The following is a 23,901-nucleotide window of genomic DNA, read 5'->3' on the forward strand; positions in this document are numbered from 1 at the left end:
CGCCGGCAGAGCCGCAGGGCCGACGCTGACCGTCGGCGCGGCGCCCTGCAGGGCAGGGGACGGGCAGGGGTGACCGGGGGAGGTCCCGGTGCGGGGCGCGGAGCAGGGGCTCCGCGCGTGATCGTCCGCGTGCCGCCGAGCAGCACCCGCGACACGGGGTCGGGGCGCGAGGGGAGGGCCCGTGGGCCCGGGCTCAGGCGGCGAGGAGCAGCGGAGGACCCCGCAGGACCTGCTCGGAGAGCACCGCCCTCTGGGCGTGGTCGAGGTGCGTGAGATCCGGGACCGGGCGCGGCCGGGCTGCCGGCACGAGCACCGGCGCGGCCGGGGCGGGGAGCCGGCCCAGCACGCCGATCAGGCGCCGGGCGGCCCCGAAGGCGCGGAACAGGAAGCGCTCCCCGCGGTGCAGGAGCAGCGTGGTGAGCAGGCCGGCGAGCACGTGGCCCAGCAGCATCCGCGGGTCCATGACGAGCCCGTGCGCGGCATGCGTGGAGGCCGCGTCGCCGATCTGTGCGAGGTGCCCGGCATGCGCGCCGGCCGCGCCGCCCGCCGTGGTGAGCGTGTGCTGGTGGTGGTAGAGCTGGGAGCCGGGCGGGTCCACCATCGTCACCGTGCCGCTGCCGCCGGTCGCGACGACGAACAGGGCGTGGAAGAGGGCCTGGCTGCCCAGCACCGCCGCGCCCAGGCGCAGCAGGGAGAAGCGGGTGCCGGCGAGCACGGTGCACGCGGTGACCGCGAGCCACCAGGTGATCGCGATCCCGAGCGGCGCGGGCAGCTCGCCGCCTCCCAGGAGGTGACCCGTGAGCGCCACGGCGGTCGTGACCGTCGCCGCGGCCGCGCCCCGCACGAGGCGCAGGGGCTCCCGGCTCGAGGTCATGGCGTCCATTCTGCCCCGGTGTCGCACGGCCCTGCCACCATGGCGCCATGACCTCGCCCTCCCCGCGCCTCACCCTCGACGCCCCCCGGCCGGGGGACCTCGAGGACCTCCACCGGATCTATTCCGACGCCCGCACCTGGACCCACCTGCCGAGCGGCCGCTTCGCCGACCTCGCCACGACCCGGGCGGCGCTCGCGCGCTGGATCGAGGACTGGGAGCACGAGGGCCTCGGCGCCTGGGTGGTGCGGGAGGGCGGGACGGTCGTGGGGCACGGGGGCTGCGCGGTGCGAGGCGGCGCCTTCTGGAACCTCGGCTACCGCTTCGCGCCCGAGGCGCAGGGCCGCGGCCTCGCCACGGAGGTCGCCCGCGCCGCCGTGGACGCCGCCCGGGAGCGGAGCCCCGAGCTGCCCGTCGTCGCCTACCTCCTCGAGCACAACGCGGCCTCCGCCGCGGTGGCCCGGAAGGTGGGGCTCTCGCTGCGCCACCGCGCCCCGGACGCCGGGAACCCGGATCCGACGGCGATCCGGCTCGTCATGGCCGATCGGGAGCTCAGCGAGCAGGAGCTCGCCGCGACCCTGCGCTGAGCCCGGACCGCGCCCGCTCCGACCGGGCGGATCGGCGAGGATGGCCCCGGTGCGCCCGACCGAGCGGCCCCGCAGCAGCGCGCGGCGACAGGTCGGCGGCGAGAGGAGACCCATGTCCGAGACCACGACGACGCCCCTGCTGGTGGGCGCCTACGCGATGCTGCCCACGGATCCCGCGGAGCAGGCCGAGCTGTACGCGGGCCTGCGGGGGAGCGGGGCGGACGGCCTCGAGATCCCCGACCACCACCTCCGCGCGGAGGACGGCTCGCTGGTCGAGGGCCTGCTGGACGTGCTCGGCCTCGGCTTCACCTCGAGCGTCGTCACGGCGATCCCCTCCACCATGAAGCGCCAGGCCGGGAACCCCGGCGAGGGTCTCGCGAGCGCCCGGGAGGACCTCCGGCGCGCCGCGCTCGGCTTCCACGAGGAGATCGGCGCCGCGATCGAGCGGGTCAACGACCACCTGGGCCGCGCGGCGATCACCGGCGTGCTCGTCCACTCCGCCCCCACCGGCGCCGCCGACGTCGGCGCCTTCCGCCGCTCCCTCGAGGAGCTCGCCGCCACCACCGAGCGTCGCGGCATCCGGCTGATGGTCGAGCACTGCGACGCCGCCGACGGTGCCGGTCCCGGCGAGAAGCGCTTCCTGAGCCTCGCCGAGGAGCTCGAGGCGTCCGCCGCGCTCGGGGTGCCGCTCACCGTCAACTGGGGGCGCAGCGTCGTCGAGTCCCACGACCCCGCCACGCCCGAGCAGCAGATCCGCGAGCTCGCCGCCGCCGGCCTGCTGGGCGGCATCGCCTTCTCCGGCGCCTCCGGGGACACGACCCCCTACGGCGCCCCGTGGGCGGACATCCACCTGCCGCTCGACGCTGACGAGCCCGCCTCGCTCCTCACCGCCGGGACCGTCCGTGCGAGCCTCGACGCGGCGGGCGGCGCCGAACGCTACCGGGCGATCAAGGTGCAGGCCCCGGCCGGGGCCGCCGTCGCCGAGCGCCTCGCGATCATCGGCTCGATCGCGGGCCTGGTGCGGTGACGCGCGGCGGGTCGGCGCGTCACCGCCAGAGGAAGCAGTGCTCGACGCCGCTCGGCGCGGTGACCTTCTCGATCGTGAAGCGGCCCGCGAGGTCCTCCGGGGAGTCCCACAGCTTCAGCCCCTCGCCGTACTCGAGCGGCGCGATCGCCACGTGCATGTCATCGATCAGATCCGCGTCGAGGAACTGGCGCACGGTGCTCACGCCTCCGCCGATCCGCACGTCGAGCCCGCCCGCGGCCTCCTTCGCGAGGGCGAGCGCCTCCTCGGGGGTCCCGTTCACGAAGTGGAAGGTCGTCTCGCCCACCTGCAGCGGCTCCCGCTCGAAATGGGTGAGCACGAACACCGGTGTGTGGAACGGCGGCTCCTCGCCCCACCAGCCGCGCCAGCCGTCCTCCGGCCACGGGCCGCGCTGCGGGCCGAACTTGTGGCGGCCCATGATCTCCGCGCCGATCCCGTGCGCGAAGTCCCGCGTCAGGTAGTCCTCGATGCCGCGGGAGCCCTCCGGGTTCTCCATGCCCGGGAAGCTCGCCGTCGTGAAGGCCCAGCCCATCAGCTGCATCGGGTCGACGTGGCCGAAGGGCCGCTCGAGGGTCTGCTCCGCGCCGGCGCCGATGCCGTCACGGGAGACGCCGAAGTTCTGGACGCGCACGCGCTGTGCCATGGGAGGTCCTCTCGCCGAAGGGTGGGCCCATGCTCCTCCGCCGCGGCGGCCGTGTCACCACCTCGGGGGGACGGGTTCCCTCAGAAGCTGTGCTCGCGGCCGGGGAAGGACCCGCCCCGCACCTCCTCGTCGAAGGCCCGCGCCGCACCGGCGAGCGCGCCCCGCAGGTCCGCGAACTGCTTCACGAAGCGGGGCAGGCGTCCCGTGTTCAGGCCCGCCATGTCCTGCCACACCAGCACCTGCGCATCGCAGCCCGCCCCGGCGCCGATCCCCACCGTCGGGATCCGCAGCTCGCCGCTGATGCGCGCGCCGAGCTCCGCCGGGATCATCTCGAGAAGCACCGCGAACGCGCCGGCGTCCTGGGCGGCGAGGGCGGAGGCCAGCAGGGCGTCGCCGCCGTCGGCCCGCCCCTGCACCCGGTACCCGCCGAGCGTGTGCTCGGACTGCGGGGTGAAGCCCAGGTGGGAGATGACGGGGATGCCGCGGGAGGTGAGCATCTCGATCTGCGGGAGCATCGGCTCCCCGCCCTCCATCTTGACCGCGTGCACCCCGGCCTCCTTCACGAAGCGCACCGCCGTCGCGAAGGCCTGCTCCGGCGAGGCCTCGTACGAGCCGAAGGGCAGATCGGAGATCACCAGGGCATGGCGCGCCGCGCGGGAGACCGCGCGCGCCATGGGCAGCATCTCCTCGACCGTGATCGGCTGTGTCGCGTCGTTGCCGAGCACCGTGTTCGAGGCGGAGTCGCCGATCAGCAGGGCCGGGATCCCCGCCTCGTCGAAGACCTCCGCGGAGAAGCGGTCGTAGGCGGTGAGCATCGACCAGCGCTCACCGCGCTGCTTCATCTCCTGGAGGTGCGGGATCCGCACACGCCGCCGACGCGGGGACGGGGTGGCCGGGGTCGACGGGGTGCCGTAGGGCGCGGGCTGCTCGGTCATGCGCCCATGCTCGCACCGCCGTCGGTGCACGCGGGAACGGGGTGGGCGTGACCATCAACGCTCGCGGTGCCGCCGGGCCGGGCGGAAAGTTGTGAGAACGGTCCGGACCGGCCGCGAGGGCGAGGTGAAATGTGGGCTCGAACCGATGTGCCCGAAGGAGGCCCTGATGACCGACACCGACACCCGCAGCACCGCCACCGGCACCGGCCGACCCGTGGCGCTCGAGACGAGCACCTACCGCTACGCCTGGCTCCGGCTCGACGAGCTCGACGGCCGCCGCTGAGCGGCAGCGCAGGGGAGCCCGGTCCTGCCGGGCCCGCGGGTCAGGCGTCCGGGGTGGTGGGCGCCGCGTGCTCGCGGGCCCGGCGGATCCCCGAGGTCACGGCCGCGCGGACCACGAAGTAGAGGATGACGAAGAAGATCGCGAGCCCCACCGCGTAGGCGAGCAGGGGGAGCAGGAAGAAGAGCGCCTCGTAGCCGCCGAGTCCGGTGTATTCCATGGTCAGAGCCTAATCGCGGAGGGCCTGGTCCGGGGTCGGTTCGGGGAGCGCGTTCGGCGCGGGGGGCTGCTGGAGCGCGATCAGGGCGGGATCCGCCGTGGGGTCCGTCGGAGTCACCTGCCCCGTCGGGCCGCTGTGCCGGTTCATCACCGCGACGGCGACGATGACGAGCGCACCGAGCACGAAGATCAGCAGCATCACGAGCATCGAGGGGTCCCACGGCGTGGAGAGGCCGACGGGCATCAGCCCGGAATCGGGATCGCTCATGGCTCTGCCTCCACCTCTGCTCGGGGACCCGCGCGGCGCGCACGGAGAACAGGACCGGCGGCGTCTGCGGCCCGTCCATTCGGGACAAGGTAGCGGGAACCGGGCGGAGCGGACGAGCGGATCCCGCCGCCGAGACAGAGCCGAGACCTTCAGGGCTGGCGAGGAGGTCACCTGCTCGCCAGGGCAGGTGCGGACGATGTCGGAGCCACCGGGCTCCTCGAGATCTCCGGCTCACCGGAGCGCGGGCCCCGGATCCGGGCGAGCGCCCCCAGCAGCAGGGCCAGGGCGAGCAGCCCGCTGAGCGGGGAGATCCCCGCGGCGAGCAGCACCAGCAGGCCGGCGAGGCCCAGCAGCACCGCCTGCGCGGTGCGCCGGGGAGCGTGGGTGGGCCGCACCGGGCGGAGGCGCTCGAGGGGACCGGCGAGCCAGGCCGCGGCGGCGGTGAGCGCGATCGACGCGGCGAGCCACAGGGGCCGGCTCGCCCACCAGGCGGCGCTCGAGGGCTCCGGCAGGGTGAGCAGGCCCTGCTGGGAGAGGAGCAGGGAGCCGCCCGCGAGGAGCAGCAGGGCGGAGAGGTTCCACAGGTAGAACGTCATGGTGCGGGCGGTGACGAAGCCGGTGACCGCCGCGATGCGGGGCCGGGCGGCGAGGCGGGCGAGGTGCGGCCGGGCGAGGGAGAGAGCGAGGGTCTGCGCCGCGCCGAGCACCAGCAGCGCCGTCGTCGGCGGGTTGAGGTGCGCGATGAGGTCCGGGGACCAGAACCCGGTGACGAAGGCCGTCCCGAGCCCGGCGAGGGCCAGGACGATGCCGGCCGCCCGCACGCGTCGGGGCAGGGCGTCGATGCGGCCGTCGGCCAGCAGGAATCCCGCCTGCTGCAGCGCGAGCCACACGAAGCCGAGGTTCGCGTAGCCGATCGCCTCGATCCCCGTCTGCCCGCGAAGCAGGTCCACGGCGACGGCGCCGCCGGCGAGGGCGGCGAGCGAGGCCCACGGGGCGCGCTCGTGGGCGCGCAGCAGCAGCGGCAGCAGGGACTGCACGCCGAGGAACACGGCGAGGAACCACAGCGGCTCCCGCCACCGCAGCCCCGCCTCGTCCAGCAGCCCCGCCTGGACGCCCGCGGCACCGAGCGCGGCGAGCACCACGACGGCCGCGGCGACCGGCGCGAGGAGGGGAACCAGCAGGCGATGGACCCGGGCGGTGACGAACGCCGTCGCCGTGCCGCCGCGCTCCCGGAGCCGGCGGTGCGCGATCGCCCCCGCGAAGCCGCTGACCACGAAGAACAGTGGCATGACCTGCAGCAGCCAGGTGATCGGCGGGTACCAGGCCGCGCCGCGGGTCGCGTACTCGAGCACAGGGCCGGCGGCGCCGAGCGTGGCCGTGACCTGGAGGCCGTGCACGAGCATCACCGCCGGCACGCACAGGGCGCGCACGAGGTCGATGCTCGCGTCACGGCGGGACGGGACGGGCGGCGGGACGGGGACGGGTGCGGGGCGCGGGGGCGCGAGATCGATGACGGCCATGGGGGCTCCTCCTCGGGATGACGCCGAGGAGGCTAGGGACGAGATGCCCGCGGCCACGTCGCCCGCGGGAGCGGTCCCGGGATCACCCCGAAGGGCGATGCGCGTGGTCCCTCCGAGGGACCCGCGGGGCTCAGCTCAGGGGCGAGACGAGGCCGTTGTCGTAGGCGAGGATCACCAGCTGCACCCGGTCGCGCGCCTCGAGCTTGGTCAGCAGCCGCCCCACGTGGGTCTTCACGGTGTGGTCGGAGATGAACAGCTCCTCGCCCACCTCCTTGTTCGAGCGGCCCTGCGCGACCAGCAGCAGCACCTCCCGCTCGCGATCCGTGAGCCGGGCCAGCAGCGCCGCGTCGCGCCGCGCGCGGGGCCGGCGCGTCGCGAACTGCTCGATCATCCGCCGGGTGATCCCGGGGGAGAGCAGCGCGTCCCCCGCGGCGACGACGCGCACCGCGTGGACGAGCTCCTCGGGCGTCGCGTCCTTGAGCAGGAAGCCGCTCGCCCCGGCCTGCAGGGCGTCGTGGACGTAGTCGTCGATGTCGAAGGTGGTGAGCATGAGGATCCGCGGCGGCGGGGGGGGGGCGGGGAAGTCCGGTGCGCCGATGCGTCGCGTCGCCTCGATCCCGTCCATCTCCGGCATGCGCACGTCCATCAGCACCACGTCCGGCTGCAGCCGGGCCGCCTGCGCGACGGCCTCCTTGCCGGTCGTGGCCTGCCCGATGACGCGCACGTCGGGCTGCGCGTCGAGCAGGGCCGCGAAGCCCGCCCGCACCATGGCGGCGTCATCGGCGAGCAGGACGGAGACGGTCATGCGGGCTCCTGCGGGGGATCGGTGAGCGGGAGGACGGCCAGGACGGTCCAGCCCCCGGCCGGGTCGGGGCCGTGGTGGAGGGTCCCGCCGAGCGGGACGACCCGCTCCCGCATGCCGCGCAGTCCGTTGCCGGATCCGGCGGTCACGGCGGCCGACGCCTCGGTGGCGATCCCATTGTGCACGCGCAGCGTCACGGCGTCGTGGCCGATGTCCACGCCGATCTCGATCGGCGCGCCGGGCGCGTGCCGCACCGCATTGCTCAGCGCCTCCTGCGCGATCCGGTAGGCGGTGAGGTCCACGGAGGCGGGGAGACCCTCGGTCACCTCGTCCAGGTGCATCGTGACCTGCGCGCCCGCGCGGCGGAAGCCCTCGACGAGCTCCGGGACCTCGGCGATGCCCTGCTGCGGGGCGAGCGGCGGCGTGTGGTCCTCGGTGCGCAGCACCCCCAGCAGGCGTCGCATCTCCTGCAGCGAGGCGCGGGCGCTCGCGGCGATGTCGTCGAACTCGGCGGCGGCCTCGGGGGAGAGGTCCGGGATCCGGTAGCGCGCCGTCGACGCCTGCACCTGGGTGAGCGCGGTGCTGTGCGCGACGACGTCGTGCAGCTCGCGGGCGATCCGGGTGCGCTCCTCGACCAGCAGGCGCTGCGCATGCTCCGCGGCGGAGACCTCCCGCTCGCGGCTGAGCTCCTCACCCACCCGCAGCCGGCTCGCGATCAGCACGCCCACGAGGAGCAACCCGGTGCTCACCGAGGCGGTGACGATGAGATCGGCGCCGGCCACCTCCGCGCGGCCCAGCAGCGGGGCGATCAGCAGCGGCCCCAGGTTCCCGAGGGCGAGCACGGCCGTGCCGATCCTCCAGCCGTGCGCGAGCGTGAGCACGAGGACGGTCACGACGAACGCGACCATCGCGGGGACCGACCACGGCCACGGCCAGGCGGTGCCGTCCGGCGGCACGGAGACCAGGGGCAGGATCCACGAGGCGAGGCAGGCGAGCGCGGCCGCCGTGCGCGGGCGCGGCAGGGCCAGCACGGGCGCTCCGCCGAGCGCCGCCCCGAGCGGCAGCGCGAGTACCACGGGCGTGCCGTACAGGGAGGCATGGATCGCAGCGAGCACGCTGAACAGCGCCAATGACACGGACGCCAGCACGACGACCACCGCGGTGCGCCGGCGGGAGGGACGGCCGACGGCGGCGTCGTCGGTGCCGGCGCCGTCCTCCTGCCGGAGGTCCGGCGTCGACGGCGCAGGCGTCGAGGGATCCACGGCTCGATGCTAGGACCGCGCCAGCGCGGGCGCATCGCTCTCAGGTACCGCGACTGTCACCCGCACGGGGCACGATGGGGCGATGGAGGACTCCCGGCAGGATCCCGCGCCGCCCGGCGACCGGGCCGCGCAGCTCGCGGAGCGGCGGGCCGCGGTGCGCGCGCAGCTCGAGGAGATCGAGCAGGAGCTCGTCGCGCTTCGCCGCACCCGCGAGGGCGAGGCGGACGACGACGAGCACGACCCCGACGGGGTGCCGCTCTCGGCGCAGTGGTCGCGCCTCGAGGGGCTGCGCCTCGCCCGCCTCGACGCGCTCGCCGGGATCGACGAGGCGCAGGAGCGGCTCCGCCGCGGGGAGGACGGCCGCTGCGCACGCTGCGGGACGCCGATCGCCCCGGCCCGTCTCGCGGTGCGCCCCGAGGCGACGACCTGCATCGACTGCGCCGACCTCGTCGACTGAGCCGTCCGGTCAGCGCCCGGTGCCGTCGGTCGTCGCCGCCCGACGGAGGTTCTCCACGTCATCGGGTGCGCCATGATGCTGCGCCTCCCAGTAGTAGGAGGCGACGAACCGGGCGTGGGACAGATCGAGGGCGAGGCCCGGATCGCCGCCCGCCGCAGAGCAGTACGCCCGCACGACCTCCGCCATCGCGCCGGACGGGTCCGGGGCGCTCATCATCGACGGCAGCAGGCTGCGCAGCACGGTGTGCGCCTCGTTCTCGAGCGGACCGGCGACGAATCCGGGGTCGATCGCGATCCAGGTGCCGTCGGCGCGGCGCATGATGTTCGCGAAGCTCAGGTCGCCGTGGGCCAGCGTCGTCGAGCGGCACGTGCCCAGGCGGCTGATCCCGTCGCGGGCCGCGGCGACGGCCTCCTCGTCCAGCGCATGGCCGCGTCGGAGGGCCGTCGTGTGCTGCGCCTCGAGCTGGGTGAGCCAGGCCGCGGCGCCGTCGGCGAGCTGCGGAGCGTCGGCCGGGGCCGGGACCTCCGCGATCCGTCGGGCCACGTGACCGGCGATGGCCGCCGCCTCGACGGGACGCAGGCGGGCGGCCTCGACCTCGAGCGTCGGACCGGGGACGTGCTCGAGCAGCAGCGCACCGCGTTCGAGGTCGGCGTCGAGCAGGATGACGGCGCCGCGCCCGCCGAGCTCCGCGAGCGCCCGCTGCTCCGCGTCAGCGTCCGCGAGCGGGGAGACCAGCTTGAGGGCCACCAGGCGACCGTCGTGCCCGGTCATCGGCAGGACGAGCCCGGCACCGCCGAAGACCGGCGGGCCCGACGGCTCGAGTCGCCACCCCGCGGCGACGTCGACGCAGAGCGCGGGGAGCGCCGCGAGCCACGGCCGGCAGGCGGCATCGTCCTGCGCGAGAAGTCGGGTGCGGAACGCCTCGGACAGCGCCGGGGCCAGGGCGTCATGCCGGCATCTTCGTCCCGCCGAGGGCGGCGTCGGGGTGGCCCGTGCTCAGTCCCACGCTGCGATGCTTCCGGACGGCAGCGGATCGCGGGTGAGCCCCCTGGAAGGGCTTCCACCCGGCCCTTTTCTGGCGTGATCGGTGATGTCCCCGAGCGCCGCCCCGGATCGTGCACCTCCTCCGGTCGCGGATCGGAGCCGGTGCGGGCCTGATGCGACGTCGCTGCACTACTCATGATCCCTTCAGCGGGCGGGCTCAGGACCCGGCTGCTCCTCGGGATCGGCGGAGCTCGCCGCCGGGTGGGCGGCCGGTTCGACCGTGGCGGTCTGCGGGGCCCAGCGGCGAGCTGCCATCACCATGGAGTTCACGGTCGCGATGAACGGCACCGCGAAGAATGCCCCGACCACGCCTGCGGCCGCGGTGCCCGTGACGACGCCCAGCACGACGCCCAGCGGGTGGACCTTCACCGCGGAGCCGGTCAACAGCGGATGCAGCAGATGCGACTCCAGCTGCTGCACGAGCACCACGATGCCGAGCATGATCAGGGCGTGGACCCAGCCGAGGAAGACCAGCGCGATCCCCACCGCGACCGCCCCTCCCACGATCGCCCCGACGACGGGGACGAAGGCCCCGAAGAACACGATGACGGCGATCGGCACCGCCAGCGGCACGCCGAGGATCGCGGCTCCGATCCCGACGCCGAGAGCGTCGGTCGCCGCCACGACCAGCTGGATGCGGATGAAGCTGGTGAGGGTGTGCCAGCCGGCATCGCCCGCCACCCGGATGCGCGGTTGGGCCTGCGCCGGGAAGAGGCGAGTCGTCCACTCCCAGATCCGCCGACCGTCCAGCAGAGCGAAGAGGGTGACGAAGATGATGATGAAGAGGCCCTCGAGAAGGTGAGCCACCCCCGATCCCGCCTCCGCGGCACCGAGGCCGATGTCCGAGGCGTGCTCCTGGAGCCATGTCGTCAGCTGGGAGACATACATGTCGAGATCCGCCTCCTTCACGCCGAAGGGGTTCTTCGCGATCAGGGCCTGGGCGGAGTCCAGAGCCTTCTCGGCCTGCGCGCCGAGGGCCGGAAGCTGACTGCGCACCTGTGCGGCGACCAGCAGGATCAGCCCGGTGAGCACCGCGAACACCACGACCCAGGCGGTGATGACCGCGGCCCAGCGGGGCCAGCGGTGCCGCTGCAGGAATGCGGACAGCGGGACCAGCAGGGCCGAGAGGAGGAGTCCGAGCAGGAACGGGACGACGATGTCCTCCAACCACACGGCCACCCCTGCGACGGCTGCGATGCCCACCCCCACGACCAGCACGCGCCAGGTGAAACCTGCTGCCACCTTGAGGCCGGTCGGAATCGGATCCTGAGCGGATGGATCGGTCACCACGGCGCCGCTCGTCGCCTCCACGCCCTCGTTCATGGGATGACGGTACGCCTTTCGGTCCCGCACAGGGGACGACGTCGACCCGTTGCGGCACGGATGGCGGTCGGCAGCGGGCCGCGACGCCCGTGGCAACAGGCGGGACGCGGCTTGTCCCGGCCGAGGTCACCGCGCATAGTGGAGCGATGAGCGAGCCCAGCGTGACGATCCCGCCGATCCAGCCGATCCCCGAGGGGCTCGCGGAACGCGCGGCGCTCCTGGGCGGCCCCGAGGGCACCCTCGCCCCGGAGGGGATCCGCGGCTTCGTCCTCGAGCAGCTCGCCGGTCAGGACCTCGACGGCAAGAGCGTCTGCCTGATCATCCCGGACGGCACCCGCTCCGTGCCGCTGCCGCTCGTGCTGCCCGCGATCCACGAGGCGCTCGCGGGCCGCGCCGCCTCCGTCACCGTGCTCATCGCACTCGGTACCCACGCCGCCATGAGCGCGGAGGCGATCGACGTGCTCCTCGGCTCCACCGAGCGCGGCGCCGCGGCGACCTACCCCGGCTGGGAGGTCGTCAACCACGCCTGGCACGACCCCGCGCAGATCGCGGACCTCGGCGAGATCCCCGCGGAGCGCATCGCCGAGCTCACCGGCGGCCTGCTCACCGACGTCCCCATGCGCGTGCAGATCAACCGGCTCGTCGCCGAGTCCGACGTCAACCTCATCGTGGGCCCCGTGTTCCCGCACGAGGTCGTCGGCTTCTCCGGCGGCAACAAGTACTTCTTCCCCGGCTGCTCGGTGCACGACGTCATCGACATCTCCCACTGGGTGGGGGCGCTCATCACCGCGAGCCGCATCATCGGCACCCTCGGCATCACGCCCGTGCGCCAGCTGATCGACGCCGCGAGCGAGCTCATCACGACCACGAAGCTCGCCTTCACGATGGACGTGAAGGAGGGTGGGGCGGATCTCGGCGCGATCGCCTTCGGCGACCCGCAGGCCGCGTGGGCCGCGTGCGCGAAGATCTCCGCGCAGACCCACATCACCTACGTCGAGAAGCCGTACCGGCGGATCGTCGCGATCGTGCCGGAGATGTACGACGACATGTGGACCGGCGCGAAGGGCTTCTACAAGTCCGAGCCCGTGTGCGCCGACGGCGGCGACGTCATCATCTACGCCCCGCACATCACCGAGGTCGCCGCGATGCACCCGGGGATCCGCGAGATCGGGTACCACAACATCGAGTACTTCACGAAGCAGTGGGACCGCTTCGCCGGCCACCCCTGGGGCGAGCTCGCGCACTCCACGCACGTGACGGGCCTGGGCACCTACGACCCGGAGACGGGGGAGGAGAAGCAGCGGGTGAACCGCTACTTCGCGACCTCCATCAGTGCGGAGGAGTGCGCCGCGCACAACGTGCTCTACCAGGACCCGGCCGCTCTGGACCTCGACGCCCTGCGCGCGGATCCGGAGACGCTCGTCATCGACCACGCGGGCGAGGTCCTGTTCCGTCTCGCCTCGGAGAAGGAGGGCGTGTGAGCGCCGCCGCGACCATCGCCCCGACCCTCACCCCGGACGCGCTCACCGGCGAGGCGCTCACCCTCGCGGACGACGTCGCCGCGCAGCTCAGAGGGGTGCGCCGCCTCGGCGTCGCCTACTCCGGCGGCGTGGACTCCGCGACCCTGCTCGCCCTCGCCGTGCGCGCCCTGGGCAGCGAGAACGTGGTCGCGCTGCTGGGCGTCTCCGCGTCCCTCGCCCGCCGCGAGCACCGCCTCGCCCTGCGCACCGCGCAGGAGATCGGCGCAGAGGTCGTCGAGATCGCGACCGCGGAGATGGACAACCCCGAGTACGCACGCAATGACGCTGCTCGGTGTTTTCATTGCAAGGACGAGCTGTTCACCCGCATCGACGAGGAGATCGTCGCCGCTCATGCGCTCGACGCCGTCGCCTACGGTGAGAACGCGGACGACGCCACCCGCCACGACCGCCCCGGCGCCGGCGCCGCCACCCGCCACCGCGTGCTGCGCCCCCTCGCGACCGCCGGCATGACGAAGGCCCAGGTGAGGGACGTGGCGCGCGGCCTCTCACTGAGCGTCGCGGACAAGCCCGCCGCCCCCTGCCTCTCCTCCCGCATCCCCTTCGGCCAGGCCGTCACCCCGGAGAAGCTGCGCCAGATCGACGAGCTCGAGGACGCCGTGTTCGACGCCGGCTTCAGCGACTGCCGCGTGCGCCACCACGGCGACGTGGCCCGCATCGAGCTGCCCACCGACGAGCTGCCCCGCGCCGTCGAGCCCGACGTGCGCGGCGCCCTCGTCGCCGCCGGCCGCTCCGCCGGGTTCCGCCACGTCACGATCGACCTCGAGGGCATCCGCTCGGGCCTCTTCGCGCTGCAGGTCGTGCGGCGGGACGATGCCTGACCGGGGGAGCGGGGCCGACGGGGCTGACGGGGCCGACGGCCGCATCGACGGGCTGCTCGAGCTCGACCTCGATCGCGCCTCCCGCCGCGGCGCCCCCGAGGCGGTGCTGTGCGACGCGAAGAGCGTCGAGCAGGTCGCCGCGATCGCCGGGGAGTACGCGCGCCTCGCCGCGGGCCGCGACGACCTGGGCCCGGTGCTGTTCACCCGGGCCGACGCCGATCGCGCCGCAGCCGTGCTCACCGCCCTCCCCGCTGCCCACCACGACCCGGGCGCCCGGTTCCTCGCCTGGCCCGCCGAGCCGCCCGCGCCGAGCGGCGGCCTCGTGATCGTCGCCTGCGCCGGCACGAGCGACCTGCCCGTGGCCCGCGAGGCGGAGCTCACCGCCCGCCACCTGGGCCGCCCCACCCGCCTCATCGCGGACATCGGCATCGCCGGCCTGCACCGGCTCATCGCGCGCCTGCCCGAGCTGCGGGAGGCGGCCTGCGTGGTCGTCGCCGCCGGCATGGACGGAGCGCTGCCCACCGTCGTCGCCGGTCAGATCGCCGCGCCCGTCGTCGCCCTGCCCACCTCCGTCGGCTACGGCGTCGCCGAGGGCGGCCGCGCCGCGCTCACCACGATGCTCTCCGCGTGCGCCCCCGGCATCGGCGTGGTCAACATCGACAACGGCTACGGCGCCGGCCACCTCGCCGCGCAGATCGCCCGCTGGGCGCCCGCGCCGCCTGGCTGAAGGCCGGAGGCCGAGCTCTCAGCGGGACAGGCGGTGCAGGAGGTCGGCGTAGCGGCTGCGCGCCGCTGCTGACTGCCGGCCGACCGTGCGTCCAGAAGCCCGTCGCGCAGCGGCAGGACCAGGCGCTGTGCCGTGGTGTCGCGACTGGTCGAACAGTTTGGAGCGCTTGGCATCGATGGCCGCCACGGCACGGGCGACGCCTTCCTGCACGGAGAGGCTCCCCATGTCCAGCGCGAGGTCCTCCTCGATGAGGGCTCGTTCGCGCTGCCACTCGTCATAGCGGTCTGCCAGCCATCTCTCGTCGCGAGAGATGCCCCGGGTGGGATCAGCGAGTGCCCGGGGCACGGCGGTCCCGAGAGGGGTCGTCATCGTGATCGTCATGATCGCAGCGGGCTCGGGTACTCGGGCCGAGACCAGGTCGATCTCGCTTCGGCTCGCGATCCCCTCAGCGACCACGCAGGTCAGGTCGGCCCCGGCCCACTCGCCGATGACGGTGGCGAAGACGTCGGCCGCCACGTCCCAGCTCGGGAGGGTCGGCAGCGCCATGCCCGCGATCGCATCCAGCTCGATGAGGGCGGCACGCTCGTCCCGTTCGCGGAGCGCCTCGACGAGCGCACGAGCGACGGTGCTCTTGCCCGCCGCCTGCGGACCCACGATGAGGACGACAGGGACGGGGGACGGCGATGAGCCCATGGGTGAAGCGTACCGGCGACGAGGGCACGACAGCCGTCCGCCCTCGCGGCTGTCTGGTGGCGGACGGTCTCCCCGGCTCGGTGTCGCGTCTCGTCGACTCAGTCGTCGTCGCTGACGTCGTGGTCCTCCGCGTCGTGTGCCATGGCGTCGCGCAGTTCGCCGGCCTCGCGGACGAGCGCATCGACGGCTGAGATGAGGTGCGTGTCGGTGAGGTCCTCGTGGAGGGCGAGTGCGCTCATCACGGCGCGGCGCACTGCTTCCTTCGCGAAGGAGCCCGTGGTGCCTTCAGCGGCGACGGCCGCCTGATCGATCCCCCGCTCGGTGAAGGGGAGGTGGTGCCCGTACCGGGTGAAGAGCTGGCGGCGGAGCTCAAGATCGGGGAGCGGGATCTCCACGGCGAGGTCGATGCGTCCGGGCCGCAGAGCGAGAGCTTCTTCGAGCACCCCCACGCGGTTCGTGGTCAGCACGAAGGCGATGTCGGCGTCGTCGGCGAGCCCGTCGAGGATGTCCAGGACGTCGAAGAGGACGGAGCGCTCTCCCTCGCTGAAGTCGCGATCGGCGGCGACGAGGTCGGCGTCCTCGAGGACGATGATGGCTCGGCCCAGATCTCGAGCAGCGTCAGCAGCCTGCCTGATGTGGCTGAGGGAGTCCCCGTTCAGCACGATCGCCGTCGTGTCCGCGGCGCGGGAGAGGAGGTAGCGGACGGTATGGGTCTTGCCTGTCCCGGGAGGGCCGAACAGCAGGACGCCTCGCGAGAGGTGCTGCCCGGCTTCGCGGAGCGCGGCGGCGTTCTCACTCACCCCGAGCACGGACTCCTCGATGCGATCCAGGCTCCCCGCCGGCAGCACGACATCCCGGCGAGGGACCCGGGGCCGGGGATGGAACCTGATCTCGCCCTGCTCCGAGCCGTACTGCCCTGCGACGAAGCTGACCACCTGCCCGCCGAGCGCCGACTGCTCCCGGACATGGGTGTCGATGCGGGAGAGCACACGGCGGGAGACGGCGGCGTCGGCCGAGAGCACCTCGACCGCGATGGCGCCCTCCGGGTCCTGACTGGTCGACTCGGTCGCGAACGCGATGACCGGCAGGCCGTCGATCTCCAGCTGTCGGATGGCGTTGGTCGCCACGTGCGTGACCCGGCCCGGCCCGGAGGGCAGGGCCGTGCGCTCGACCGATCCCCACGCGTAGTTGCCGTACCGGTTCGACAGCACCTCGGAGAGGCCGTCGGGATCGTCGGCCGGGACGACTCCGCGAAGGGTTTGCGTCGCCGAGAGCGCGTCCAGAGCGGCGTCGACGTCGACCCATCTCCAGTGAGGGAACTCCTGGCGCACCGGGGCGAGCGAGCGAGGGCTGGCTCCCAGATGCCTGCCGAGCTCGGACTCGAAGACGTCCCGATCGGGCTGCTCGGCGAGGTCGCTCATCGTGTCGAGGAACTTCTGGAACTGGATGGCGAAGGCCGAGACGTCGAGTTCAGGGGACATGTCGTCAAACCTATCCGTACTGCTCAGGTTCGTCTTCTCGATTCTCGTGGTGGAGGAGGTCGTCGCATCGGCACTCGAGGACGCGAAAGATCGCGTCGAGGGTCGAGGGTCGAGGGTCGAGGGTCGAGGGCCGACAGGCGGACGGCCGTGGCGGGTCCGTTCTTCAGGACCGCGACGTTCGCCGGAGCGATGCCGATGGCATCGGCGAACTCGCCCACGCCCATGCCTCTGGCGCCGCCCAGCGGGCCGGAGGACAGCGCCCCCATACCGCGCCCGGGCAGGGGAGAATGGCCCCATGACCTGGCTGCTCCTGGCTGGCGCGATCCTCAGCGAGGTGACCGCGAGCCTCTCCCTCAAGGCCGCCCTCACCCATCCCGCGCTGTACGTGCTGGTCGTGGCCGGCTACCTCGCCTCCTTCAGCCTGCTCGCGGTCGTACTGCGGCGCGGGATGCCGCTCGGCGTCGCCTATGGGGTGTGGGGCGCGAGCGGCGTGGTGCTCACCGCGCTGCTGTCCACGCTCCTGTTCGCGGAGCCGCTCACCGCGCTCATGGGTCTCGGCATCGTGCTCGTCGCCGCCGGGGTGATGGTCGTCGAGCTCGGCTCGCAGCGCGCTCATGCGACAGAGGATCCGGGAAGTCCGTCGTCCTCGTCAGCCTCGTCGGCCCCGTCGGCCACTGCACCCGGCCCCGCCGCCGCGCTCGCGACGGCGACGTCGGAGATCCCCGTCGTCGACCCGCACCAGGAGGACCCGAGGTGAGCGCCCTGCTGCTCGCCGGCGCGATCCTCGCCGAGGTCGCCGGCACCCTCACCCTGCGGGTCGCCGCGACCGGGCGCCGCGCCCTCTACGCGGTCGTCGGCGTCGCCTACCTGCTCGCCTTCGGCCTGCTCTCCGCCGCGCTCGCCCACGGCCTCCCGCTCGGCGTCGCCTACGGCGTGTGGACCGCCGCCGGGATCGTGCTCACCGCCCTCGCCTCACGGCTGCTGTTCGGGGAGGCGCTGAACCGCGTCATGGCGCTCGGCATGGGCCTCATCGTGCTCGGCGTGCTGCTCATCGAGCTGGGCGCCGCGCACTGAGGAACGCTCTGGGCAGTACCGTAGGGGCGGGCCCCGGCGGCCCGGTCGCCGAGGACCAGGAGGAGATGCAGGGTGGACGACGAGCGCGTGACCATCTACGACGTGGCCCGTGCGGCCGAGGTGGCGCCGTCGACGGTCTCCCGTGCCTTCTCCCGGCCCGGCCGCGTCAGCGCCGCGACCCACGCGAAGGTCATGGCCGCGGCGAAGGAGCTCGGCTACCGCACCTCCGCCCCCGCCGCGCAGGAGCGCGCGCACCGCCACCAGCGGCTCGGCATCGAGATCCCGGACCTCACCAACCCCTACTTCGCGGAGATCGTCTCCGGCATGCAGGAGGCCGCGCAGGAGCACGGCTACCTGCTGCTGCTCCTGGACAGCGTCGAGGACGAGGAGCGCGAGAAGGCGAGCCTCGAGAGCGCCGTCGACGTCGTGGACGGCGTCGTCCTCTCCGGCTCCCGGCTCTCCGACGCGACGTTGAACCACCTCACCAAGCGCCTCCCCTCCGTGGTCCTCAACCGCCGCGTCGCCGGCCTGGACTCCGTCACCCCGGACTACGAGCACGGCATGACCCAGGCGATGGCGCACCTCGTCGAGCAGGGCGTCCGCTCCGTCACCTATGTCGCCGGTCCGGTGAACTCGTGGTCCGACGGCGAGCGCTGGCGCGCCGCCCGCGCCGTCGGCAAGGCGAACGGGCTGAGCGTGCACCGCCACGGCCCCTACCCGCCCACCGCGACCGGCGGCGAGCTGGCCTTCGCGGAGATCAAGGAGCTCACCGACGCGGTGATCTGCTACAACGACCTCATCGCGGTCGGCTTCCTGGTCTCCGCCTTGCGCGCCGGCGTGACCGTGCCCGGGGAGCTCTCCGTCATGGGGCACGACGACATCCCGCTCACGAGGTTCATCGGCGGCGGCCTCACCACCCTCGTCACCCCCAAGCGCGCGCAGGGCCGGGCGGCCGTCGAACGGCTGATCCGTCGCATCGAGAACCCCTCCGCGCACCGCACCCCCGTGGAGGGGGCGCTGCCCGTGCGGCTCGTGCCCCGCGCCTCCACCGGGCCCCGCACCACCGCCTGACCCGCGCCCGGTCAGGGCGTCCGGCAACCTGCGACAACAGATGCACCCGCGCGGGGACGCCCACCCATCATGGGCCCCATGAGCGACGACGCCTACGTGCCCCACCCCGATCGCCTGCTGCCCGCGGACCCGGCGATCCGCGACATCGCCCGGACCCTCTACGGGTCCATGCGCGAGCAGCCGATCGTCTCCCCCCACGGGCACGTGGACCCGCGCCTCCTGCTCGACGACGAGCCCTTCCGGGACCCCACCTCCCTGTTCATCACCCCGGACCACTACGTCACCCGGCTGCTTCACGCCCGCGGCGTCGACCTCGCGGACCTCGGCGTGGGCCGCGGCCCGCTCGAGGAGACGGAGTCCCGCGCCGCCTGGCGGCTGCTCGCCGAGCACTGGCACGCCTACGCCGGCACCCCCTCGCGGTACTGGATGGAGCACGAGTTCCACGAGGTGTTCGGCCTGGACACCGTGCTCTCCCCGTCCACCGCGGAGGGCATGTACGACGCGATCGCCGAGAAGCTCGCGCAGCCCGCGTTCCGCCCCCGCGCCCTCTTCGACGAGTTCCGCATCCAGGTGCTCGCGACGACCGACGACCCCGTCGACGACCTCGCCCCGCACGACGCCCTCGCCGCGGACCCCTCCTTCACCGGCCGCGTCGCCCCCACCTTCCGCCCGGACAAGTACCTCGAGCCGGCCCGCGCGGACTTCCGCGCCCTCACCGACGCCCTCGGCGAGGCCGCCGGGGTCGACGCCGGCACCTACGACGGCCACCTCGCCGCCATGCGTGCCCGTCGGCTGTACTTCCGCGAGCACGGCGCCGTCTCCTCGGACCACGCGCACACCGACGTCGGCACCGAGCGGCTCGAGGCGGCCGACGCCCGCCGCCTCTACACGGCCGCCCGCGAGGGCAGCATCGCCGCCGCCGACGCGGTCGCCCTGCGACGGCACCTGCTCGCCGACCAGGCCCGCCTCGCCGCCGAGGACGGCCTGGTCATGACCCTGCACCCGGCCGTCTACCGCAACCACTCGCAGGCGACGTTCGAGACGTTCGGGGCCGACGTCGGCGCCGACATCCCGCACGCCGTCGACTTCGTACACGGCGTCGCCCCGATGCTCAACGACGTGGGCCTGGACCCGAACTTCCGGGTCGTCCTGTTCACGATCGACGAGACCGTCTTCTCCCGCGAGATCGCCCCGCTCGCCGGCTTCTACCCCTCCGTGTACGCGGGCGCCCCCTGGTGGTTCATCGATGCGCCGGACGCGATCCTGCGCTACCGTCGCGCCGTGTCCGAGACCATCGGCTACAGCCGGACCAGCGGGTTCATCGACGACACGCGGGCCTTCTGCTCGATCCCCGCGCGGCACGACATGTCCCGCCGGCTCGACGCGCACCACCTCGCCGGGCTCGTCGCCGAGCACCGCCTGCGCGAGGAGGACGCCGCGGCGCTCGCCACGACCCTGCCCACCCAGCAGCCGAGCCAGGTCTTCAAGCTCGACGCCGACGTCTGACCCTCCGAGGAGCACCACCCATGAGCACCGACCCCCGCGCCCTCGACGGCCGCCTCGTCCACCTCGGCATCGGCAACTTCGCCCGCTCCCACACCCTCCTCGCGACCCAGCGGGCGGGCGGCTGGGGCGTCAGCGTCGTCACCGGACGCACCGCCGCCATGGCGGACGCGCTCAACGCCCAGGGCGGGAAGTACGGGCTCGTGGTGCGCGGCCCCGAGGAGGACGAGGTCGAGCTGATCGACGTCATCGACGAGGCCTACGCCGCCGACGACGTCGACGCCCTCAAGCGCCTCGTCGCGGACCCGCTCACCGCCGTCGTCACCCTCACCATCACCGAGAAGGGCTACGCCGCCGGCACCGACCCCGCGACCTCCGCCCCCGCCCGCCTCGCCCTCGCCCTCCAGGCGCGCCGCGAGGCCGGCGTCGAGGAGCCGATCGCCCTGGTCTCCTGCGACAACCTCACCGGCAACGGCGAGGCGCTGCGCGAGGCGGTCCTCGCCTGCCTCGACGCGGAGGCGCAGGCCTGGTTCGCCGAGCACGTCGACGTCGTCTCCACGATGGTCGACCGCATCACCCCCTCCGCCGATGCGGGCGCCGGCGACCTCGTGCGCGAGCGGACCGGCCTCGACGACCAGGTCCCCGTCGTCACCGAGCCCTTCACCGAATGGATCATCGAGGACGGCTTCCGCGGCCGCCGCCCCGCGTGGGAGCGCGCCGAGGGCGTGCAGATCGTGCCCGACGTGTCCATCCACGAGCTGCGCAAGCTGCGCCTGCTCAACGGCGCCCACACCCTCATGGCCTACGCCGGCCAGGTCGCCGGCGCCGAGCGCGTCGACGAGGCCATCTCCCACCCCGAGGTGCGCGCCCTCGTCGAGGCGCTCTGGGACGAGGCCCGCTCCACCCTGGACCTCCCCGCGGACGAGCTCGACGCCTACACCGCCGCCCTCGAGGAGCGCTTCCGCAACCCGCGCCTCGCCGACAACCTCATCCGCATCGCGGCCGACGGCACCTCGAAGCTGCCCGTGCGCGCCCTCCCCGTGATCGCCGAGCGCGGCGGCCCCGCGCAGGCGCCCGGCGAGGTCTCCGCCGTCGCCGCCTGGACCGCCTGGGTCACCGACCGGGTGCGGGCCGGCCACGAGGTCGCGGACCCGCAGGCCGAGGCCATCGTCGCCGCCGCCGGGCTCGAGGACGACCGCGAGCGGGTCGCCGCCCTGGTGGGCCTGCTCGACGGGGCGACCGACGAGCTCGCCGCCGCCGTCCTCGCCGAGGAGCCCCGCCTGCCCCGCCCCTGAGCCCCGCCCGCCCTTACCGGGTCGTCCGTCCCTGGGTCCCGCCCGCCCTCGCAGTGCCCGTTTGCGCGCCTGGGTTCCACAAATGGTTCTCCAGCGCGCAATCGGACACCCGCGCCCGCCTTGGTCATGCCGGTCCGGGCGGTCGCCGCAGCAGGTGGCTGCACCTGCCGGACCTGGCCGTGCCCGTTTGCGCGCCTGGGCTCCACAAATGGTTCTCCAGCGCGCAATTGGACACCGCTGGGCGAGGCGAGGCGGACGACCGGCACGTCAGGCGGCGGCCGGACCGTCGGCCCAGCTGGCCCTGTCAGCCCTGTCGGCTCTGTCGGCCCTGTCGGCCGCGCGGACCGCATCCGCCCCGCCTGCCGTTGGCCCCGTCGGCCCTGGTCAGTCCCGGGTCCCTGTGCGCGAGGCGCTCCCGGGGACGGGGCGCAGCCGGGGCAGCCAGGTGCGCACCGCGGCGCGGTAGCGGGAGTAGTCCGCGCCGAAGCGTGTGGCGAGATCCGCCTCCTCCTCGGGACGCACCACAAGATGCCAGATGAGGCCGCCCGCGACCGAGTAGGCCACCACGGCCCAGGAGGAGAGCGCGAGCCCCACGCCCACGCCCTGCGAGATCCCGGAGACCGCCATCGGGTTGCGCACCCAGCGGTACGGGCCGGCGACCACGAGGCGGTGCGGCATCGCGGCCGGCAGCGGCGTGCCCTCACCGAGGCGGGTCATCGTCACCGCGGACCACAGCCCGAGCGCACTGGCCGGAACGATCGCGACCGCTCCGAGCACGCGGAGCAGCACCGGCAGCTCCAGGTGCACGCCCCAGCGCTGCTCGAGCAGGGCGATCGGCACGGGGATCACCAGCAGGAACAGGGACCAGAACACGACGATCTGTGCGGCCGTCGCGAGCAGCAGGGTGCGGGTGCTCGCCGCGGGGGCGGAACGGAACCCGAGCGGTCCCTTGAGCAGCGCCGTCCCCGGCAGGCGTCCGTGCAGCACGAGCCCGGCGGCGCCGATCGACGCGGTCGCGGAGACGATCATGAGCACCGCACCCCAGCCAGCGCGGCCCGCGACGGTCGCGTACACGACCATGACCAGCGTGATCAGCAGGATCCACGGCACGAGCACGTGGACCGCACGCCGACGGCCCACTGCCACGAGCGCCGAGGTGAGGACGAACAGGGGCACGTCGAGCACCGCCATCGGCAGCGCGGGCACCCCACCGAGCGTCGCCTCGCGCACCGCCGGGACCGTCGCCACGGCCGCCCACCACACGGCGCCGGCCACTGCCTGGAGGAGGAAGTACGCGCGCCCGAGCGCGGGGCTCAGCACCGTCATGAGCGCAGAGTAGCCCTCATGTCGCCGCGCGCTGCGGGACTCCTGGCCTCTTCCTGCGACCACCGGCCGACGGGCCCGCGAGCGGCGACACGAGCCGTCGGGACCGGATCACGCGGCCAGCGGGAGCGGGCCGGCACGCGGCGCCCCGAGCTGGTCGAGCCGAGCGACGAGGTCGGCCGGATCGCGGAGATCCTCCTGCGTCACCCGCACCACCTCCCATCCGGCCCTGCGCAGCAGTGCATCCTTGCGTCGGTCCCTGAGCCGCTGTCTCCGATCGGTGCGGTGGCCGTCTCCGTCGTACTCGATCGCGATCCGCGGTTCCCGGTACGAGAGGTCGAGCCGGAAGCCGCGCCGCTCGTCGTGGGAGTCGACCACCTGCACCGCGCTATTGATGTCCGGCTCGGCGAACCCCCGGGCGAGCAGGAGGAGGCGCAGCTCGGTCTCCTTCGGCGACTCGACCCGTTGGCGGGCGGAGCCCAACGCCGTGCGCACCGCGGCGAGGCCCGGCCTCGGGGCCGACGTCCCCGCCAGTTCGCGGAGCTCGGCGAGGGAGGCGCGGGGCCACGGTGCGTCCGGGCCCACCGTCGCATCGCACACCTGCACCAGCTCGAGCGGGCTGAGCTGCAGGGCGAGGTCGCAGAGCATCGGGAGGGTCGCGCTCAGGCGCACCCCCAGGACCACGCGGACCTCCGACGGCCGACGGCGGTGGACGTGCGCCTGGCGCCCGAGCCTGCGTCGGGCCGCGGGAGGCAACGACACGTGGAGCACGCGGAGTCTCTCGTAGCGCTGGCCCGGCGGGAGCGGCAGGCCGAGGATCTCCGCGGCCGTCACGTGGCTGACGACGGCCTCGGGACAGACGACGTGCTGCAGGCGGCGGGCGATCGCGTGCAGCGGAGCGGGCTGCGCGGTGGGTGTCCAGAAGCCCGGGATGACCTGGGTGAACTCGTCGGAGGCCAGCCTCCGGGAGTGGACCCCGCGTCGTCGCAGCTCGGATCGCCGCAGCAGGCTGTGCGGGGGCGGGGACCAGCGCGGAGTCATGGCCTGACGTTAGGGAAGCGGACCTCCGAGCAGCCGGTTCGATGCCTCCGGTGTGGACGGAGAACGGATGGGGAGGAG

25 protein-coding genes are annotated in these 23,901 nt (G+C 74.0%); 11 read left to right on the plus strand and 14 right to left on the minus strand.

Annotation, left to right across the window (positions count from 1 at the left end; genetic code table 11):
* Window positions 1–193: 193 nt before the first annotated feature.
* Window positions 194–874, minus strand: coding sequence for a hypothetical protein (locus tag NLU66_RS03395; protein ID WP_259361541.1), 681 nt, complete (start codon window positions 872–874; stop codon window positions 194–196).
* A 47-nt stretch (window positions 875–921) separates the two neighbouring features.
* Here NLU66_RS03395 and NLU66_RS03400 point away from each other — a divergent pair, with 47 nt between their 5' ends.
* Window positions 922–1,458, plus strand: coding sequence for a GNAT family N-acetyltransferase (locus tag NLU66_RS03400; protein WP_259361542.1), 537 nt, complete (start codon window positions 922–924; stop codon window positions 1,456–1,458).
* A 112-nt stretch (window positions 1,459–1,570) separates the two neighbouring features.
* On the plus strand, window positions 1,571–2,485 hold the full coding sequence (locus NLU66_RS03405; protein ID WP_259361543.1) for a DUF4862 family protein: 915 nt from the start codon (window positions 1,571–1,573) through the stop codon (window positions 2,483–2,485).
* A gap of 19 nt (window positions 2,486–2,504) precedes the next feature.
* On the opposite strand, the gene NLU66_RS03410 is transcribed toward NLU66_RS03405, so the two are convergent.
* The 7 genes from NLU66_RS03410 to NLU66_RS03440 form a co-directional block, all read right to left on the minus strand.
* On the minus strand, window positions 2,505–3,146 hold the full coding sequence (locus tag NLU66_RS03410; RefSeq protein WP_259361544.1) for a dihydrofolate reductase family protein: 642 nt from the start codon (window positions 3,144–3,146) through the stop codon (window positions 2,505–2,507).
* Between the two features lie 80 nt (window positions 3,147–3,226).
* Window positions 3,227–4,081, minus strand: a complete 855-nt coding sequence (gene panB / locus NLU66_RS03415; RefSeq protein WP_259361545.1) for a 3-methyl-2-oxobutanoate hydroxymethyltransferase — start codon at window positions 4,079–4,081, stop codon at window positions 3,227–3,229.
* 323 nt (window positions 4,082–4,404) lie between these two features.
* Window positions 4,405–4,581 (minus strand): hypothetical protein, encoded by a 177-nt coding sequence (locus tag NLU66_RS03420; RefSeq protein ID WP_259361546.1) that lies wholly within the window; start codon window positions 4,579–4,581, stop codon window positions 4,405–4,407.
* Between the two features lie 9 nt (window positions 4,582–4,590).
* Complete coding sequence (locus tag NLU66_RS03425) at window positions 4,591–4,848, minus strand: hypothetical protein (RefSeq protein WP_259361547.1); 258 nt, start codon at window positions 4,846–4,848, stop codon at window positions 4,591–4,593.
* Window positions 4,849–5,015: 167 nt separating this feature from the next.
* Window positions 5,016–6,368, minus strand: a complete 1,353-nt coding sequence (locus tag NLU66_RS03430) for an acyltransferase family protein (protein WP_259361548.1) — start codon at window positions 6,366–6,368, stop codon at window positions 5,016–5,018.
* Window positions 6,369–6,498: 130 nt separating this feature from the next.
* The gene (locus NLU66_RS03435; RefSeq protein ID WP_259361549.1) at window positions 6,499–7,173 is read right to left on the minus strand and encodes a response regulator; all 675 of its coding nucleotides are present in this window, start codon (window positions 7,171–7,173) and stop codon (window positions 6,499–6,501) included.
* Window positions 7,170–8,432: a sensor histidine kinase gene (locus NLU66_RS03440; RefSeq protein ID WP_259361550.1), complete on the minus strand. Its 1,263-nt coding sequence runs from the start codon at window positions 8,430–8,432 to the stop codon at window positions 7,170–7,172. The genes NLU66_RS03435 and NLU66_RS03440 overlap by 4 nt, the downstream gene beginning before the upstream one ends.
* Window positions 8,433–8,514: 82 nt before the next feature.
* Here NLU66_RS03440 and NLU66_RS03445 point away from each other — a divergent pair, with 82 nt between their 5' ends.
* Window positions 8,515–8,889, plus strand: a complete 375-nt coding sequence (locus NLU66_RS03445) for a TraR/DksA family transcriptional regulator (RefSeq protein WP_259361551.1) — start codon at window positions 8,515–8,517, stop codon at window positions 8,887–8,889.
* Between the two features lie 9 nt (window positions 8,890–8,898).
* On the opposite strand, the gene NLU66_RS03450 is transcribed toward NLU66_RS03445, so the two are convergent.
* Window positions 8,899–9,831, minus strand: coding sequence for an aminoglycoside phosphotransferase family protein (locus NLU66_RS03450; RefSeq protein WP_323374652.1), 933 nt, complete (start codon window positions 9,829–9,831; stop codon window positions 8,899–8,901).
* Window positions 9,832–10,077: 246 nt separating this feature from the next.
* Window positions 10,078–11,256: an AI-2E family transporter gene (locus NLU66_RS03455; RefSeq protein ID WP_259361552.1), complete on the minus strand. Its 1,179-nt coding sequence runs from the start codon at window positions 11,254–11,256 to the stop codon at window positions 10,078–10,080.
* A 146-nt stretch (window positions 11,257–11,402) separates the two neighbouring features.
* On the opposite strand from NLU66_RS03455, the gene NLU66_RS03460 reads away from it, so the two are divergent.
* Genes NLU66_RS03460 through larB form a run of 3 tightly spaced genes read left to right on the plus strand, consistent with a single transcriptional unit; the run spans window position 11,403 to window position 14,342 of the window.
* Window positions 11,403–12,737, plus strand: a complete 1,335-nt coding sequence (locus NLU66_RS03460; RefSeq protein WP_259361553.1) for a lactate racemase domain-containing protein — start codon at window positions 11,403–11,405, stop codon at window positions 12,735–12,737.
* Window positions 12,734–13,615, plus strand: a complete 882-nt coding sequence (larE, locus tag NLU66_RS03465) for an ATP-dependent sacrificial sulfur transferase LarE (RefSeq protein WP_259361554.1) — start codon at window positions 12,734–12,736, stop codon at window positions 13,613–13,615. The genes NLU66_RS03460 and larE overlap by 4 nt, the downstream gene beginning before the upstream one ends.
* Window positions 13,608–14,342 (plus strand): nickel pincer cofactor biosynthesis protein LarB, encoded by a 735-nt coding sequence (gene larB, locus NLU66_RS03470; RefSeq protein ID WP_259361555.1) that lies wholly within the window; start codon window positions 13,608–13,610, stop codon window positions 14,340–14,342. Before larE ends, larB begins: the two co-directional genes overlap by 8 nt.
* Before the next feature lie 18 nt (window positions 14,343–14,360).
* Here the strand turns inward: larB and NLU66_RS03475 are convergent, their stop codons facing one another.
* Together NLU66_RS03475 and NLU66_RS03480 are read right to left on the minus strand one after the other, a co-directional pair.
* Window positions 14,361–15,035, minus strand: a complete 675-nt coding sequence (locus NLU66_RS03475; protein ID WP_259361556.1) for a hypothetical protein — start codon at window positions 15,033–15,035, stop codon at window positions 14,361–14,363.
* 98 nt (window positions 15,036–15,133) lie between these two features.
* Window positions 15,134–16,516 carry an AAA family ATPase gene (locus NLU66_RS03480; protein WP_259361557.1) on the minus strand — a complete coding sequence of 461 codons (1,383 nt, stop codon included), beginning with the start codon at window positions 16,514–16,516 and terminating at the stop codon, window positions 15,134–15,136.
* Window positions 16,517–16,811: 295 nt separating this feature from the next.
* On the opposite strand from NLU66_RS03480, the gene NLU66_RS03490 reads away from it, so the two are divergent.
* The 5 genes from NLU66_RS03490 to NLU66_RS03510 all read left to right on the plus strand — a co-directional run bounded on the left by NLU66_RS03490 (window position 16,812) and on the right by NLU66_RS03510 (window position 21,459).
* Window positions 16,812–17,273 carry a multidrug efflux SMR transporter gene (locus NLU66_RS03490; protein ID WP_323374438.1) on the plus strand — a complete coding sequence of 154 codons (462 nt, stop codon included), beginning with the start codon at window positions 16,812–16,814 and terminating at the stop codon, window positions 17,271–17,273.
* Window positions 17,270–17,590 (plus strand): DMT family transporter, encoded by a 321-nt coding sequence (locus NLU66_RS03495; RefSeq protein ID WP_259361558.1) that lies wholly within the window; start codon window positions 17,270–17,272, stop codon window positions 17,588–17,590. Before NLU66_RS03490 ends, NLU66_RS03495 begins: the two co-directional genes overlap by 4 nt.
* Window positions 17,591–17,662: 72 nt before the next feature.
* On the plus strand, window positions 17,663–18,661 hold the full coding sequence (locus NLU66_RS03500; RefSeq protein ID WP_259361559.1) for a LacI family DNA-binding transcriptional regulator: 999 nt from the start codon (window positions 17,663–17,665) through the stop codon (window positions 18,659–18,661).
* A gap of 78 nt (window positions 18,662–18,739) precedes the next feature.
* A complete protein-coding gene (gene uxaC / locus NLU66_RS03505; RefSeq protein ID WP_259361560.1) occupies window positions 18,740–20,167 on the plus strand; it encodes a glucuronate isomerase in 1,428 nt (475 codons plus the stop codon).
* A gap of 20 nt (window positions 20,168–20,187) precedes the next feature.
* Window positions 20,188–21,459 (plus strand): mannitol dehydrogenase family protein, encoded by a 1,272-nt coding sequence (locus NLU66_RS03510; RefSeq protein ID WP_259361561.1) that lies wholly within the window; start codon window positions 20,188–20,190, stop codon window positions 21,457–21,459.
* Between the two features lie 384 nt (window positions 21,460–21,843).
* On the opposite strand, the gene NLU66_RS03515 is transcribed toward NLU66_RS03510, so the two are convergent.
* Together NLU66_RS03515 and NLU66_RS03520 are read right to left on the minus strand one after the other, a co-directional pair.
* Window positions 21,844–22,785, minus strand: a complete 942-nt coding sequence (locus NLU66_RS03515; RefSeq protein ID WP_259361562.1) for a methyltransferase family protein — start codon at window positions 22,783–22,785, stop codon at window positions 21,844–21,846.
* A 108-nt stretch (window positions 22,786–22,893) separates the two neighbouring features.
* The gene (locus NLU66_RS03520) at window positions 22,894–23,823 is read right to left on the minus strand and encodes a DUF559 domain-containing protein (protein ID WP_259361563.1); all 930 of its coding nucleotides are present in this window, start codon (window positions 23,821–23,823) and stop codon (window positions 22,894–22,896) included.
* Window positions 23,824–23,901: the final 78 nt, after the last annotated feature.

Source organism: Brachybacterium sp. NBEC-018 (genome assembly GCF_024860185.1).
Classification (GTDB): domain Bacteria; phylum Actinomycetota; class Actinomycetes; order Actinomycetales; family Dermabacteraceae; genus Brachybacterium; species Brachybacterium rhamnosum.